Origin of the sequence: Leucobacter sp. NPDC015123, assembly GCF_043080205.1 — a bacterium.
GTDB lineage: Bacteria > Actinomycetota > Actinomycetes > Actinomycetales > Microbacteriaceae > Leucobacter > Leucobacter aridicollis_A.
The window spans coordinates 72,397-87,765 of the sequence record NZ_JBIBVH010000007.1; the positions used below are offsets into that span (position 1 = coordinate 72,397).

Sequence of the window (15,369 nt, forward strand, 5' to 3'; positions counted from 1 at the left end):
TGAATGGCTCCTCAGTGGTTGGTTGGGGTTGGAGTGATCGAGATGATGAGGTCTGAGAACCCGCCAGTGGCGAGCGCGTGTGTGCGCTCGTCGCGGTGCAGGCTCGTGCGGTAGCGGGGCTGCCTGTCTGCCGAGCTCTCCCCGCTCGCGCTGAGGGAGTCTGAGTCGAGCAGGCGCTCGGCGAGCGCGAGGAGCGGGCGAGAGCCGTCGTCTGACCAGATGTCGCGGGCGCGTGAATCCTCGACGTCGGAGCCGAACGCGAGGTCTGCGACTCTGGTGCCCCGGGTGGTGGCGGCAGATGCGAAGTCGTGCGTGTCGCCAGGAACGAGGTAGCTCCACCGCGTGCCGAGGATTGCGGCCTGGGAGCCTGCGGCCGACTCGTCTGCGTCGGGGACCTCGCAGCCATCGAGGTTGAGGATGGAGACTCCGCGGTCGCCAATTACCTCCGCCACCCGAGTATCGCGGTCGTAAACGAGCGCGGTGTGCTCGTCGACACCGACGGCGAGGCTGCGGCCGAGGGAATGGGCGAGCCGGATCGCACGTGCGTGCCTGCCCCACTCGGAGAAGTGCGAGTCGAGGAGCGCCTCTGGGAAGATCCCAAGCCCGCCGGCGGGGATGTGCGTGAGCGCGTCACGGCCGTCGCGCGCGAGATCGTAGCCCGCGAAGGCGCCAAACTTCCACGCGTTGTGAATGTCTGCCCCGCCGCTCACCATGTCTTCGGCTTGCTGGATCGCTAGGCCGGCACTTGTTCCAGCGACGACGCCACCGCGCCCGAGTACGTCGAGGATCGCCGTGAGCGCGGGTGTTGCTGTGCGCGAGGTGAAGGGCTGTGCTCCCGGCGTCGTCGCGCGAAACAGCGCCAACACGTAGTGGGTCTGGTCCCCGCCGCCGAGAAAGACGCCATCGGTGCTCCGAATGAGTTCGGCGGTGTCGGCGGCGTCGGCCTGCGCCCTGGAGTAGCTGGAGCCAGGGTAGGCCGGGGCCTCGCTGACCCCAATCGGGATGGGGACGCCCACGGCGCCGTGGCGAGCGAAGAGCTCGGCGTAGTAGCGGCCGTCTGCCTCGTCGTTCTCGGCTGTCGGGTCCTGGGCAAGTGTCTGCGACCCTGCGGGCTCCGAGGCCGTCGTGAGGATCGCGATGCGGGGCGCCCCAGTCCTTCGGCGCTCGCCCGCGAGCGCGACGATCTTGCGAATGATCTCAGGGTGTTCGTCGAGTGCGCCGCCGATGAGCACGAGCGTTCCCGCGCGTGCCCCGGTTGCGTCTGCGGAGTGCGTCGCGCTGGGCGCTGCGGGGCGTGGCATAGCTGGTGAGTGTGCGTTCACGTTCCCCTCCCGAGGCCTCGTCAATGAAGTGTCGAAATCATTTCATGGATCAAATCCTGGTGCAAGTCTGAAATGAATATTTCACAATCTCTCGAAATGTGGGTAGGGTTTCGGTACCGGCTCCCGGCTGACGCCAGGTCGCATCTCATCGTTGAGACGACAGGCTTCACGCAGGGTCCCACACGGCAACAACTCCCGCGTTACGGGCCATCAGGCTGAAACCTTGAGTTCACAACTGTGCATCTGGAACAGGAACTGAAATGAACACCTCTGTACGCGACGTTTCGGCGGCGCTCATCACGCAGCTGCACGCGCTGGCACTCGAGGCAGGGCCCGCGTACGAGCGCGACCTGTCTGAGGTTGTCGCACTCGACTCAGGCTCATACGATCCTGCCGGAGTGAACAGGGTCGCCGACTGGGTGAGCGCCCGACTCGCGAGCGACGGATTCGCCGTCGAGCGCGTCGCATCGCCAGACGGGCAGACAGGCGACGCCGTCATCGGCCGTCGACGCGGAACCGGCACCAAACGAATCGCCCTATTCGCCCACATGGACACTGTCTTCGAAGCCGGCGACGCGACCCGCCGCCCATTTCGCGTTGACGAGCGTGGGTATGGCCGCGGCCCCGGCGTCACTGACGACAAGGCCGGAGTCATCGCGAGCCTGCACGCGGCCGCACATCTCCGCGCAGCTGGTGCCGAACGCTTCGGCGAGCTCATCCTCATCTTCACGCCCGACGAAGAAATCGGCTCGCCGTTTGGCGCGTCGGTGCTTCGCGACGCGACCGCAGGGATCGACGTCGCCCTCTGCATGGAGTGCGCTCGAGAGAACGGCGACCTCGTCACCTCGCGCAAGGGCGTCGCAGACCTAGAGATTGCGGTGAAGGGCAAAGCGGCACACTCGGGCATCGAGCCCGAGCGGGGAGCTCACGCGGGCCTTGAGGCAGCGCACCTCACCCTGTTTCTCCAGGGGCTCGCCGACCCAGTGACAGGCGTCACCGTGAACGTCGGAATGCTGCGTGCAGGGGAACGGCTGAACATCGTGCCCGACCGCGCAGTGCTGCACGTCGAGGTACGCGCAATCACGGCGGTTGCGCTCGATTCAACGCTCGACAAGATTCGCGAGCGGCTCGAGGCGCCGGTGACCGGCGGCACAGAGCTCACGCTCGCCGCAATCGACCACTGCCCGCCCATGGAAGAGACAGCCGCCGGTTCGGCACTCGCACAGCGCGCGCTCGCCATCGCGCGAGAGCTCGGGTTTACGCCGGGTCTCGCCCGCACGGGCGGGGTGTCGGACTCGAACAGGATCGCGGCGCGCGGTATCGTCACACTCGACGGGCTCGGGCCAGTTGGCGGCGGCGACCATTCAGAAAACGAGTGGCTCGACCTCGCCTCAGTGCCTGACAGGGTGAGCCTCCTGGCCGCGCTCATCGACGACATCGGTGGATCGGACTAGCAGCGTTGTCTGATCGGGGCCCTGTCGATAGTGTTCGTAGACAGTCATCAACGCCGACGGGAGGTGGGCCGAGTGCCGACTGAACACCACGTGCAACGCGACGGTGCCGAGCCCGACTCGCCGCGGTCAGGCGATGCCCAGCACGAACGGCGCACTGAGGACTCGCCCGCGACTCGAATCCGCGAGCGAATGGGAGAGTGCACTCCCGGGGAGCGCAAGGTCGCCCGAGCGCTCCTTGCCGCCTACCCCGTCGCGGGGTTCGAGACCGTCGCTGGACTCGCAGACATCGCCGGTGTGAGCGGGGCGACAGTCGTGAGGTTCGCGACGAAGCTCGGTTACCTCGGCTTCCCCGACTTTCAACGTGCCCTTCGCGACGAGTTCGAGCATCGCAGCGCCTCCCCGATGTCGCTCTACGAGCGGACGAGTAGGAGCCGCAGGGCCGCGTCCCCCGACGACCTCGCGGCACTCGGTGAGGCCCCCGCTGAAGACGTGCGTGCGACCTTCGCCGGTGTTCCGGCTCACGACTTCGAGACCACAATAGCGACGCTCGCGCAAGACAAGCGGCGGGTGTGGATCACCGGGGGGCGCTACAGCCACTTCCTCGCTGAATACCTCGGGGCAAGTCTGCAGCAGCTCAGGCCGGCAGTGCAGATGGTGCCGAACATGGCGAGTGTGCGCGGTGCCGCGATGGCAGACTTCGGCCCGAAAGACGTGCTCATCGCGTTCGACTTCAGGCGATACGAGGACGCGACGCGCGACCTCGTTCGATTCGCGAAGTCGCGCAAGGCCTTCGTCGTACTCATCACCGACAAATGGGTGTCGCCGTGCGCATCGGATGCTGACACGGTGCTCACGAGCGTCGCGGCCGAGCGCGGCCCATTCGATTCGGTCGTGCCTGTGATGGCGCTCATCGAGGCGCTATTCGAAGGGCTCGTTGCGAAGATCGGCAGCCCAGCCCGCGAGCGGATGGCGCGGATCGAGGAGACGGTGCAGCAGCTCGACCTGCTGTAGCTGCAGCACCGCCCACCCCGCGCCCTAGATGATCTGGCGCCCTTCGCGCTTGGCCTCACGCGAGTCCCTGATGAAGGCCCGCACGATGACGAACAGCGTGCCGGTGACGATGACCGGCCACACGAGTACGTACGCGGTTAAGAGAACAACTCCGAGGTTCATTGGTATTCCTTTCCTACCTTGACCTGCTATTTGGTGCTCGGTCGCGTGGCTGACGACGCAGTCTCTGCCGAGTCTGCCGAATCTGACGACACGGTGGCCCTCGCCGCGATCTCCTCGACAGGATCAAAATCGCCAGTGCGCAGTTTGATGAGGTCGAAGTCGAAGCGCTTGTTTGAGCCGAGCGTGATGAGCGTGCACAGGATCGTCGACACCGAGTAGGCAACGAGGGAGCCCGACAGCACCGGGTAGGTGTGCAGGAAGCCGATCGCGAACGGGGCTGCCGCGACTATCGCGATCCCACCAACCCAGTAGGCGACGCGCTTGCCGAAGAACCCGAACGCCATGAGCCCGAGCACCACGCCGATCCCGATCGTCGCGAGCACGTCGAACGCAATCGCTACCCAGCCCGTCATCGGGAGCCACTCAAACCGCACGGGCAGGAACGCTGCGAGCGCGACAACGACGGACACACTGAAAGCGAGGTTCGTCACCCGGTTCCAATAGAAGCTCGCGATCACGGGGAACACGAGTGCGCCCCAGAGCGCGCCGACAAAAACGAGCAGGTCGAGGATGTTGAGCTGCGAGCCCGCGAAGTACATCCCCGCGGTCATGGCGACAACCATCGTGATGCGCCCAACAAGCACCATCGTGCGCGGGTTGGGCTTGCCCTTCGCAATGTTCTGGCCGTAAATGTCGGCCATCACGATCGACGAGAGCGCAGTGAGGTCGGCGTCTGCCGTCGACGACAGTGAGCCGATGATCATGATGAAGAACAGGGCGAGGAGGGCGGGCGGCAGATAGGTTGCTGCCATCTGCGGGATGAGATTGTTCACGTCGCCGCCGATCGGGTCGATCCCGGCATACAACGCGATGACTCCGAGCATGCCGACACCGATGATCGTCGCGCCGTACCCGAAGGTTGCAGTGACAAAGGTCTTCTTGATGAGATCCTCTCGCACCGCGAAGAGCCGCTGCGCGATCGTCTGATTTCCGATCGCGTAGGCGAGCACGGCAGCAATGTATGGCGCTCCCTGATTGAAGAACGCGTCGGATGAGAAGAAGTTCGACTGCTGGGCAGTGAGATTGTCTGCGCCCGACACAAAGAGGTCAGGCCCGCCGGCCGCGAAAAACACGACGGGGATGATGATGATCACCGCGCCGAGCATGAAGAGGACCTGCATGAAGTCGGTGAGTACTGACGCTCTGAACCCTGACCAGAGCGTGTAGAGCAGCACACCTGCGCCGATCGCAAGGACGCCCTGACCGAAAGTGAACGGAGAGAGCATCGAGATGAGCGCTCCACCCGCGATGAGGTTCGAGGTCAGGCTGATGATTGAGCCGAGCACGTTGGAGCCAGCGAGCATGAGCTGGCTCGAGCGGCCGTGGCGGGCGAACATTACCTCTGCGATCGTGTGAGCCCGGGGTGCCACCTGCCTGATCCTGCGCCCGAACGGATAGATGAGCAGGATCATGAGGGCGCCCCAGAGTCCGTAATGGATGGGGCCAGATAAGCCGTAGGTGTAGCCCGAGGTGGCAGAGGCATACATTGACGCTGCCCAAATCCATGTCGCAGTCATTGACGCTGCGGAAATGCCGAAACCGATTCGGCCGCCACCCGTCATGTAGCCGTCGGCGTTCTCACGCTTCTTGCTGATGCGGAGGGAAATGATGAGACTCGCTCCAAAGAATGCGAGAAAGAGGGCGACAACGATGGGGCCCGAGAGTTGCTGGAGCTGTTCTTGCAATTGTGCTTCCTTTCAGATTGCGGATCGGCCGAGGCCGGGAGACCGAATGCGGAAGAAAGCAGCTAGGTGGGGAAGCGGAATATGTAGAACGGGGAACTGGACGGTGTGCGCGAGGGAGTCGATGCTGCGCCAAAGCGTTGCAAGACGGAGATAGGGCTATTTCCTTTCGAACTGGTCCCGCGCGCCAGGTGCCACCAAACTTGGGTAGCGCGCTGCGGAGGGGGTGCACCGAAACGGGTCCCGTAACGGTGTGCGACGAATGCCTGGCGGCGCAGCACACTGATCTGTTCGTTCAGACCGGCGCATGCGAACACCCTGACCTATCAAGTAGTACATGAGTTGACGGAGAACTTCTAGCCCTCAGAAATTCCAAGTCAGCACCGAAATCTTGGCCTGGGCTACTGATTCACGAGGAACGGTACCAGGGGCTCTGGCATTTGCGCGCGGTTCCTGCTACGTTTGTCCGGCTGATTCTGCCATCTGCTGTGGGAAATCCATCCCCTGGCTTTCTGCAGTTTTAGCGACGGAAGGAATCCCGTGGCCCTCATTTCTCTCGCACTCAGACATGCCAAAAAGTACTGGGTGTTCATCGTTGCAGTACTCGTGCTGCAGACACTCTCGACAATCGCGACACTCTGGCTGCCAAGCCTGAACGCGCAAATCATCGACCAAGGCATCGCCGTCGGCGACACCGACTTCATCTGGCGAACGGGTGGCATCATGCTGCTCGCCGCCTTCGGCCAGGTGCTCGTCGCAGTGGCTGCCGTCTACTTCGGCGCGCGCACCGCGATGGGCGTTGGTCGCGACCTTCGCCGCGAGGTCTACCGCAAGGTTGATTCGCTCTCGACCCTCGAAGCCACGAAGTTCGGCGCGGGAACGCTCATCACCCGCGGCACGAATGACGTGCAGCAGATCCAGATGCTCGTCCTCATGACGCTGAACTTCATGGTCTCTGCACCCATCATGATGATCGGCGGCATCGTCATGGCGCTCCGCGAGGACGCAGGCCTCGCCTGGCTCGTGTGGGTGTCCGTCGCTGTGCTCGCGGTCATCGTGAGCCTGCTCGTGTGGCGCCTGTTGCCCCTCTTCCGCGTGATGCAGGAGAAGGTCGACAATATCAACGGCGTACTGCGCGAGCAGATCATGGGCATCCGCGTCGTGCGCGCGTTCGTGCGCGAACCGTTCGAAGCGAAGCGCTACGACGTCGCGAACCGCGATATCACCGACGTCTCGGTGAAGGTCGGCAACATCTTTGTGCTCATGTTCCCAATCATCATGATGGTGCTGCACCTCGCAACCGCCGCCGTGCTGTGGTTCGGCGGGTACCGCGTTGAAGCCGGCGACATCCAGGTCGGCTCGCTCACCGCGTTCCTCCAGTACCTCATGCAGATCCTCATGGCAGTGATGATGGGCGTCTTCATGACAATGATGATTCCGCGCGCCGTCGTGTGTGCGGAGCGCATCAAGGAGCTCCTTGACACGAAGTCATCGCAGGCCTTCCCCGACCGCGAGACAGTTCAGACGCCGGCAGCTGGCAGGATCGAATTCGCGAACGTCACATTCGGCTTCCCTGGTGCCGAAGCTCCCGTAATCAACAACGCGAGCTTCGTTGCCGAGCCCGGTAAGACGACTGCGATCATCGGGTCGACCGGGGCAGGCAAGACCGTGCTTTTGAACCTTATGCTCCGTCTCTACGACCCGCAGCAGGGCTCGGTGACGATTGACGGCGCCCCGGTTGACAAGCTCACCCGGGCGCAGCTCGCAGATTCGATCAGCCTCGTGCCGCAGCGCCCGTACCTGTTCGGGGGAACGATCGCCTCGAACCTGCGTTTTGGTCGCACCGAGGCGACTGATGAGGAACTCTGGGAGGCGCTGCGTATCGCACAGGGTGAAGACTTTGTGCGCGACAAGGAGCTCGGGCTTGAAGAACCGGTGTCGCAGGGTGGCACCAACGTTTCGGGCGGTCAGCGTCAGCGGCTCTCGATCGCGCGTGCGCTCGTTGCCAAGCCGCTCGTCTACCTCTTCGACGACTCGTTTTCGGCGCTCGACGTTGCAACCGATGCGCGGCTGCGGGCCGCGCTGCCCGATGCGACTGAGGGAGCGACTACGATCATCGTCGCCCAGCGCGTATCGACAATCACCGAAGCAGACCAGATCCTCGTCATGGAAGGCGGTGAAATCGTCGGCCGCGGGACGCACGACGAACTGCTCGCCGATAACGAGGTCTACCAAGAAATCGTCCGCTCGCAGCTTGAGGAAGCGGAGGCCGCGTAATGGCAAAACGAGAGAAGGCCGTGAAGGCCAAGAACACCCCGGTCGAAGAAGTAGAAGAGGACTGGGAGAACTTCGAGCCCGGAAACGGGGGCGACATGTTCGGCGAGGGCGCCCCGCCGCGCAAGGCGAAGGCATTCTGGCCGTCTGCGAAGCGACTCGTCGGGCTGCTTGCGCCTGAGAAAGGCAAGTTCGCCTTCGTTGTCGTGCTCGTGGTCGGCTCGGTCATCCTGTCCGTCATTGCGCCAAAGGTGCTGGGTCGCGCGACTGACGTTATCTTCAACGGCATCCTCGGCAAGCAGCTCCCCGCTGGCGTGCCGCTCGACCAGATCATTGCTCAGCTTCGAGCCGAGGGCAACACCCAGTTCGCAGACATGCTGCAGGGCGCGGACGTCGTACCCGGGCAGGGAATCGACTTCGGCCTCCTCGGCATGCTGATCCTCGTCGTCCTCGGGCTGTACCTCGTGTCGTCGCTCCTTATGTGGTTGCAAGGGTTCATCCTCAACAAGCTTGTGATGCGCGTCGTCTACAAGCTCCGTGCCGACATCGAAGCGAAGATCAACCGTCTCCCGCTGTCGTACTTCGACGGTCGCCAGCGTGGTGACGTGCTCTCGCGCGTCACGAACGACGTCGACAACATCCAGCAGGCACTCCAGCAGGCGTTCTCGCAGCTCGTGCAGTCGTTCCTCATGATCGTCGGCATTATGGCCATGATGTTCGTTGTGTCGTGGCAGCTCGCACTGATCGCGCTCATCGCCCTGCCCCTGTCCGGCGTGATCGTCGGTATCGTTGGCGTGCGCGCGCAGAAGCTGTTCGCGGCCCAATGGAAGCACACGGGTGAACTCAATGGGCACATTGAGGAGTCGTTCACCGGCCACGAGCTCGTTCGTATCTTCAACCGTGACGCGGAGATGGCTCAGGAGTTCGACCGCCGCAACGACGGCCTGTTTACCGCATCGTTCAAGGCGCAGGCGCTCTCGGGTGCGATCATGCCGTCGATGAACTTCGTGCAGTCGCTCATCTACGTGCTCATCGCTGTCGTCGGTGCGCTCCGGGTGACGAGCGGCACGATGACGCTCGGCGACGTGACCGCCTTCATCCAGTACTCGCGAGAGTTCGCGCAGCCTGTCGGCGAAATCGCCAGCATGGCGAACATGCTGCAGTCTGGTGTCGCCTCGGCCGAACGCACGTTTGAGCTTCTCGATGCCGACGAGCAGGAGCCCGAGAACGCCGAACTCGACCTGCCTGACCGAACCGATGGTCACGTCCGTTTCGAAGGGGTCTCGTTCAGCTACGACCCCGAGAAGCCGCTCATCGAGAACCTGTCGCTCGAGGCTCGCCCCGGCCACACGATCGCGATCGTCGGCCCGACGGGCGCTGGCAAGACGACCCTCGTGAACCTCATCATGCGGTTCTACGAGATCGACGGCGGCCGGATTCTGCTTGACGACGCCGACATCACTCGGCTGTCGCGTGAGGAGCTCCGCTCCCACGTCGGTATGGTGCTCCAGGATGCGTGGCTGTTCGACGGCACCATCCGTGAGAACATCCGCTACGGCAGACTCGACGCAACCGATGAGGAGGTCGTCGAGGCGGCCAAGGCGACGATGGTGGATCGCTTCGTGCGCCAGCTTCCTGAGGGCTACGACACCGTAATCTCAGAGAACGCGTCGTCGCTTTCGGCGGGCGAGCGTCAGCTGCTCACCATTGCACGCGCCTTCATTGCGAACCCCTCGCTGCTCATCCTCGACGAGGCAACCTCGTCTGTCGATACGCGTACCGAGGTGCTCGTGCAGCAGGCAATGCGGGCGCTCCGTAGCGACCGCACGTCGTTCGTCATCGCGCACCGGCTCTCGACGATTCGCGACGCAGACACCATCCTCATGATGGAGGCAGGCCGCATCGTCGAGCAGGGGTTGCACGTTGAACTCCTCGAGCAGCGCGGAGCGTACTACGACCTCTACCAGTCGCAGTTCGCGGGCGAGGTCGACGAGGAACACGCCGAAGAGCTGTTGACGGGTGAGCCTGTCGCTGCGACAGGCGCGATCCCAGTGCCCGGTGCTGGTGCTGGGGACTCGTCGGCCGCTGCCGATGCGGTCGCCGAGGATGGCTCGAAGGGTGCTTCGTAATCCGCTAGACTAGTTGGTGCCCCTCACGTGGCGATATCTTTGTGAACTCCCCCAGGCCGGAAACGGAGCAAGGGTAGCGGAGCTCTATCGGGTGCGTGGGGGGCGCTTTCGTTTCTGGCGGCGGGTCGCTAGGGCGTGGGCCAGGCGTCAGCGAGTTTCTGGACCAACCTGAGGAGCTCTACCCGTTCGGCGTCGTCAAGTGCGGCGAGCGCTGTGGTCGCCTCGTCGCGCTGTCGGTTCCGTATGCCATGTACGAGCTGTTCCCCAGCGCCAGTCAGCCGCACCCTCGTGCGCCTGGCGTCCGCCGGATCGGCTTCGCGTTCAGCATGCCCGAGCGCCACTGCCTGTTGAACGAGGCGGGAGGCGCGGGGCTGGTCGACGCCAATGTGCTCAGCGAGTTCGCTGATTGACAGCGGTTCGGGGGAATGCGCAAGCACGCCGAGCATTCGCATGAGCGCTGCGCCGCCTGCGCGCCCACCCGGCCCACCGCGGCCGCGCCGACCCTCGCTGGGTGGGCCGCCGTGGCCACCCCAGTGCTCCCGATGTGCGGCGCCGCCAGGGTGGAGCCCGGTGCGTTCCGCGTCGCCAGGTGGGGCGTGCTCGTTGACACCGCGGGCCTCGTGGCCGCCCCAGTCTGCGAAGTCGCCGTGCCTATCCCCGGGTCCGCCGGGTCCGCCGGGTCGGTGGCCCCCTCGCCTCCCTCGCCGTCCACGCATGCGTGCGAGGGCATCGATGAGTGCATCCGCGTCTGCCGTGGTTGGGAGCCCGGGCTGGTTCGGTTGGTTCGGCTGTGAGCCGGGCGGGGAAGTCATGAGAAAAGTTTACATGTCTCTTGACATGGAATGAAATGCATGTCACTATACATATGCATGCAAGGTGACATGGAAAGTTACGGCTCACGAACGAGGCATGCTGAGCGGGTCTGATCCCGCACGAAAGGACTTCACCATGAGTAACACTCAAGACTTCAACCCATCAGACGCACAGAACGCCGACGCGAAGGCTTCGGCAGAGTCGGCTCCCAACCAGGAGGTAGGCCAGGTTCGCTCGATTCGATACTGGCTGCGCGCCGTCGACACGCTCGTCACTCGAGAGGTCGATGCCCGGTTCGCAGAGGCTGGCGCCTCCCGGCGTGATCTTCGAATGCTGAGCCTGATCTCGTCTGGCAGCAAACTGTCTGACAAGCAGCGCGCCCGTCTCGACCGCCGCAGCCCGCGCCTCTGGGCCCTCGCTGACCGCGGGTGGATCACGAGAGACAGGCGAGCCGAGGGCGCTGTGTCGCCCACAGGCTGGATTCTCACCGGAGCCGGCGAGGCGGCGCGAGAGCGCCTGCAGCAGATCGCCAAGGACGTTCAGGATCGGATCGAGAGCTCAGTCTCCGACGAAGACCTCTCGATAACGACCGACTCTCTTGAGGCAATTGCCAACGAACTCGGCTGGACCGAGGAGTTGCGCGCTCGCCGACGGGGAGGCCGAAGGGCGTGGGACCCGCGGCGTGGCCGTGGACATGGACATGGACATGGGCATGGGCATGGGCATGGGCATGGGTATGGACACGGCCACGGCCACGGGCGCGGATATGGACACGACCAGGATCACTGTCGCGACCACGGGCGCGGCAAGGGTGGCGAACGCAGCTTCCATATGGAACGCGGCTTCGGCCCAGGCGCTGGTGCGGACTCCGGTCGCGGCCGCGACCGGCATGACGGCCGCGGATACGGCCGCGGGCATGCACACGGGCATGGACGAGTTAGCGGGTTTGAACGCGGCTTCACTGCGGGCGTGATGGCTGCGCGTTCGCGCGACTAGCGTGATCCGCGGGTGGTTGTGCGTGCGCATTGTGGCGCACAACCACCCGCAACCGGGCCGGTTTCCCCGAGCGGGGAGGCCGGCCCTTCGGTATTTCCAGGAGAATGCTGCAGCTTGTACATCCGAGGCCCGTCGGGAGGGGCCGAGGAATACACTGAGGGTGTGGCAGTAAGTATCTATCTCACGTCCCCCGAAGGTCGCACGGGCAAGAGCGCTGTGGCGCTCGGCGTGCTAGATGCGTTGAAGGCCGACGTCCCGCGTGTGGGTGTATTCCGCCCTGTGATCAGGTCTCGCGACGAGCGTGACCGCGTGCTTGAGATGCTGCGAGGCAGGGCGACAGCTCACGCGTCGTACGACGCCTGCATCGGCGCCACATACGAAGAGCTGTCGCGAAATTCAGAAGAGGCAATGGCGAGTATCGTCAGCGCCTACCGTGCGCTTCGTGAGGAGTGCGACGCCATTGTCGTCGTGGGGTCCGACTACACCGATGTTGCCGCTCCGACCGAGCTCGCCACGAATGCGCGGATCGCCGCGAACCTAGATTCTCCGGTGCTTCTTGTGGTCGGCGGTCGAGACATGGCTGAGCAGGAGGTGCTCGGGCAATCGAGTGCCCGGTCGGCAATTGAGCTTGCGAAGGTCGTCGAGTTGAGCGTCGCTGAACTGCACGAAGAACATGCAAGCGTGCTCGCGACCCTCATCAACCGCGCAGACAGCGACGAGCTTGAGGCGATTGTTGGTGCGGTCTCGGCGGTGGTACCTGACGGCAGCGCGGTGTGGGCAATCCCTGAGGAGCCGATGCTCGTCGCCCCGCCTGTCGCCGAGGTGATGCGCGCCGTTGACGGCCAGCTGGTTCGAGGGAGCGAAGAGCTGCTGAGCCGCGAGGTGAGCCAGATCGTGGTGGCAGGCATGTCTATGACAAACGTGCTGCCGCGGCTGTTGGAGGGCGCGGTCGTGATCATCGCCGCGGACCGCGCAGAGACGCTGCTCGCTGTTTCAATCGCACACGAGGCTGAGGGGTTCCCGACGCTTGGCGCCGTGGTGCTGAACGGCGACTTCGAGATGTCAGCAGACGTTGAGCGACTGCTTGACGGTGTGGGTGCGGTACTTCCCGTGATCCGCACCCCGCACGGCACATTTGAGACCGCCCAGCGGGTGGTGCACGCGCGTGGGCTGCTCACTGAGGAGTCGCCAGTCAAGTTCGATACTGCTCTCGCGCTTTTTCACGCCCACGTCGACACCGCCGACCTGCGTGAGCGGCTGCGGCTGCATCGTGGGAGTGTGCGGACGCCGGCGATGTTTGCCTACGATCTGTTCGCACGGGCGGCGCAGGCGAACGCACACATCGTGCTTCCCGAAGGACACGACGATCGAATTCTCCGTGCGACGAGCACCCTGCTCGCCCGCGGGATCGCAAGGCTCACCCTGCTTGGTGAGGAGAGCGCGATCCGCAAGCGCGGAGCAGAGCTTGGCCTGGCCATCGACGGCGCGACAGTCATCGATCCGGCGACATCGCCGCTGCTCGAGGAGTTCGCTGCGGAGTATGCGAAGCTCCGCGCCCACAAGGGAGTCACGCTCGAGGATGCGCGGGATCGCATGGTCGACGTGAGCTACTTCGGCACGATGCTCGTGCACCTCGGCCTCGCCGACGGAATGGTCTCGGGCGCCGCCAACACGACTGCGCACACGATCCGACCGAGCCTCGAGTTCATCAAGACGAAGCCGGGTGTCTCAGTTGTGTCGAGCGTGTTCTTCATGGCGCTTGCAGACAGGGTACTCGTCTACGGCGACTGTGCAGTGAACCCGGATCCGAACGCCGCGCAGCTCGCCGACATCGCCGCCTCGTCAGCTGAGACGGCAGCGCAGTTCGGTGTCGACCCGCGAATCGCGATGCTCTCGTATTCGACTGGCGAATCAGGATCTGGCGCTGAGGTCGACAAGGTACGTGAGGCAACCGCGCTCGTGCGGGATGCCCATCCCGAGCTGCTCGTTGAGGGGCCGCTGCAGTACGACGCTGCAATTGACCCCGAGACTGGCGCCTCCAAGCTCCCTGGTTCGCAGGTTGCTGGGCACGCAACCGTATTCATATTCCCAGACCTGAATACGGGAAACAACACGTATAAGGCCGTGCAGCGCTCAGCCGGGGCGGTCGCCGTCGGGCCCGTGCTTCAGGGCCTAAACAAGCCAGTCAACGACCTCTCCCGTGGGGCGACAGTTCAAGACATCTTGAACACGGTTGCCATCACGGCAGTGCAGGCGGGAGAACGATGAACGCCGTACTCGTGGTGAACTCTGGTTCATCGTCAATCAAATACCAGGTGATCGACGAGCGGAGCGGAGCCAGGCTCGCTCAGGGGCTCGTCGAGCGTATCGGCGAGAGCGGTCGCGGCCGGGTGGTCTACAAGGGTACTGCCGGTGACTCGGCGACTGAGCAAGACATTCCCGACCACTCTGCGGCATTCGCGGCGATCGTCGAGGAGTTCAGGGCCGCCGGCACGCCGATTGATGAGCTTGGCATCGTGGCTGTCGGTCACCGTGTCGTGCACGGAGGCAGAGACTTCATTGCGCCGACACTCATCGATGATGCCGTCGCCGAGCGGATTCTTGAGCTCGCGGAGCTCGCGCCGCTGCACAACCCAGGGCACTACGCTGCCATCGTCGCGGCACGCGCAGTGTTCCCCGAGCTTCCACACATCGCCGTCTTCGACACCGCGTTTCACCAGAGCATGCCCGAACGCGCATACACGTATGCGCTCGACCGAGACCTCGCGGCCGACCATGGCATTCGGCGGTACGGGTTCCACGGGATCTCACATCAGGTCGTCTCGCGGCGCGCCGCCAGCCACCTCGGCATGCCACTCGAATCGCTCAAGCAGATCGTGCTGCACCTTGGAAATGGGGCCTCAATCTGTGCCATCGATGGTGGCAGATCCGTGGACACCTCGATGGGGCTGACGCCGCTTGAGGGGCTCGTGATGGGAACCCGATCCGGAAACATTGACGCCGGGGCAATCTTTCACCTGCTGCGCCGTGGCGTGAGCGTCGACGAGGTCGACGAGCAACTCAACAAGCGCGCGGGTTTTCTCGGCATGACCGGGTCGAACGACTTCCGCGACGTCCGCGCTGCGGCGGCGAGCGGTGACGAGGCGGCGAACCTCGCGATCGAGGTGTACGTGCATCGCGCCAGGCACTACCTTGGCGCCTATCTCGCGGTACTTGGCGGCACGGACACAGTCGTGTTCACGGCAGGCCTCGGAGAAAACGGGCCCGATTTGCGCGAGCTCATCTGCGCTGGCTTTGAATGGTGCGGTCTGAAACTCGACCCGTCGCGCAACGCGGCTACAGGCTCGGGCGCCAGGGTTATTAGCGCCGACGACTCGGCGATTACTGTGCTCGTTGTCCCGACTGACGAGGAAGCCGAGATCGCGCAGCAGTCGATTGCCCTGATAGCGTCCAGCTAGAGACGACA

11 protein-coding genes and 1 other RNA gene are annotated in these 15,369 nt (G+C 64.2%); 8 read left to right on the top strand and 4 right to left on the bottom strand.

Annotated elements, in window-relative coordinates; all coding sequences use genetic code 11:
- Positions 1 to 11: 11 nt before the first annotated feature.
- Positions 12 to 1,301: a cyanophycinase gene (locus ACF07D_RS13140; protein ID WP_119281622.1), complete on the bottom strand. Its 1,290-nt coding sequence runs from the start codon at positions 1,299 to 1,301 to the stop codon at positions 12 to 14.
- A 281-nt stretch (positions 1,302 to 1,582) separates the two neighbouring features.
- On the opposite strand from ACF07D_RS13140, the gene ACF07D_RS13145 reads away from it, so the two are divergent.
- Both ACF07D_RS13145 and ACF07D_RS13150 read left to right on the top strand, forming a co-directional pair.
- Positions 1,583 to 2,776, top strand: coding sequence for a M20/M25/M40 family metallo-hydrolase (locus ACF07D_RS13145; protein ID WP_255808961.1), 1,194 nt, complete (start codon positions 1,583 to 1,585; stop codon positions 2,774 to 2,776).
- Positions 2,777 to 2,848: 72 nt separating this feature from the next.
- Positions 2,849 to 3,787 carry a MurR/RpiR family transcriptional regulator gene (locus ACF07D_RS13150; RefSeq protein ID WP_255808962.1) on the top strand — a complete coding sequence of 313 codons (939 nt, stop codon included), beginning with the start codon at positions 2,849 to 2,851 and terminating at the stop codon, positions 3,785 to 3,787.
- Between the two features lie 24 nt (positions 3,788 to 3,811).
- Here the strand turns inward: ACF07D_RS13150 and ACF07D_RS13155 are convergent, their stop codons facing one another.
- The gene (locus ACF07D_RS13155) at positions 3,812 to 3,949 is read right to left on the bottom strand and encodes a putative transporter small subunit (protein WP_391505200.1); all 138 of its coding nucleotides are present in this window, start codon (positions 3,947 to 3,949) and stop codon (positions 3,812 to 3,814) included.
- Positions 3,950 to 3,975: 26 nt separating this feature from the next.
- Entirely contained in the window at positions 3,976 to 5,694 is a 1,719-nt protein-coding gene (locus ACF07D_RS13160; RefSeq protein WP_119281620.1) for a sodium:solute symporter family protein, read from the bottom strand.
- A gap of 537 nt (positions 5,695 to 6,231) precedes the next feature.
- On the opposite strand from ACF07D_RS13160, the gene ACF07D_RS13165 reads away from it, so the two are divergent.
- The 3 genes from ACF07D_RS13165 (at position 6,232) to ffs (ending at position 10,205) form a co-directional block, all read left to right on the top strand.
- A complete protein-coding gene (locus ACF07D_RS13165; protein ID WP_119281619.1) occupies positions 6,232 to 7,968 on the top strand; it encodes an ABC transporter ATP-binding protein in 1,737 nt (578 codons plus the stop codon).
- Positions 7,968 to 10,094, top strand: a complete 2,127-nt coding sequence (locus tag ACF07D_RS13170) for an ABC transporter ATP-binding protein (RefSeq protein WP_391505201.1) — start codon at positions 7,968 to 7,970, stop codon at positions 10,092 to 10,094. The genes ACF07D_RS13165 and ACF07D_RS13170 overlap by 1 nt, the downstream gene beginning before the upstream one ends.
- A gap of 14 nt (positions 10,095 to 10,108) precedes the next feature.
- An RNA gene (gene ffs, locus ACF07D_RS13175) (signal recognition particle sRNA small type) lies at positions 10,109 to 10,205 on the top strand.
- A gap of 17 nt (positions 10,206 to 10,222) precedes the next feature.
- On the opposite strand, the gene ACF07D_RS13180 is transcribed toward ffs, so the two are convergent.
- Positions 10,223 to 10,906: a MarR family winged helix-turn-helix transcriptional regulator gene (locus tag ACF07D_RS13180; RefSeq protein ID WP_391505202.1), complete on the bottom strand. Its 684-nt coding sequence runs from the start codon at positions 10,904 to 10,906 to the stop codon at positions 10,223 to 10,225.
- Positions 10,907 to 11,042: 136 nt separating this feature from the next.
- On the opposite strand from ACF07D_RS13180, the gene ACF07D_RS13185 reads away from it, so the two are divergent.
- From ACF07D_RS13185 to ACF07D_RS13195, 3 genes are all read left to right on the top strand, one after another.
- Positions 11,043 to 11,903, top strand: coding sequence for a hypothetical protein (locus ACF07D_RS13185; RefSeq protein WP_391505203.1), 861 nt, complete (start codon positions 11,043 to 11,045; stop codon positions 11,901 to 11,903).
- Positions 11,904 to 12,065: 162 nt separating this feature from the next.
- The gene (gene pta / locus ACF07D_RS13190; RefSeq protein ID WP_119281615.1) at positions 12,066 to 14,171 is read left to right on the top strand and encodes a phosphate acetyltransferase; all 2,106 of its coding nucleotides are present in this window, start codon (positions 12,066 to 12,068) and stop codon (positions 14,169 to 14,171) included.
- Positions 14,168 to 15,361, top strand: a complete 1,194-nt coding sequence (locus tag ACF07D_RS13195) for an acetate/propionate family kinase (RefSeq protein ID WP_391505204.1) — start codon at positions 14,168 to 14,170, stop codon at positions 15,359 to 15,361. Before pta ends, ACF07D_RS13195 begins: the two co-directional genes overlap by 4 nt.
- Positions 15,362 to 15,369 lie beyond the last annotated feature (8 nt).

Excerpts from the sequence above, each read along its gene's own strand:
- ACF07D_RS13145 (WP_255808961.1), top strand. The coding sequence starts at position 1,583 with ATGAACACCTCTGTACGCGACGTTTCGGCGGCGCTCATCACGCAGCTG.
- ACF07D_RS13140 (WP_119281622.1), bottom strand. The coding sequence starts at position 1,301 with ATGCCACGCCCCGCAGCGCCCAGCGCGACGCACTCCGCAGACGCAACC.
- ACF07D_RS13180 (WP_391505202.1), bottom strand. The coding sequence starts at position 10,906 with ATGACTTCCCCGCCCGGCTCACAGCCGAACCAACCGAACCAGCCCGGG.
- ACF07D_RS13155 (WP_391505200.1), bottom strand. The coding sequence starts at position 3,949 with ATGAACCTCGGAGTTGTTCTCTTAACCGCGTACGTACTCGTGTGGCCG.
- ACF07D_RS13170 (WP_391505201.1), top strand. The coding sequence starts at position 7,968 with ATGGCAAAACGAGAGAAGGCCGTGAAGGCCAAGAACACCCCGGTCGAA.
- ACF07D_RS13195 (WP_391505204.1), top strand. The coding sequence starts at position 14,168 with ATGAACGCCGTACTCGTGGTGAACTCTGGTTCATCGTCAATCAAATAC.
- ACF07D_RS13185 (WP_391505203.1), top strand. The coding sequence starts at position 11,043 with ATGAGTAACACTCAAGACTTCAACCCATCAGACGCACAGAACGCCGAC.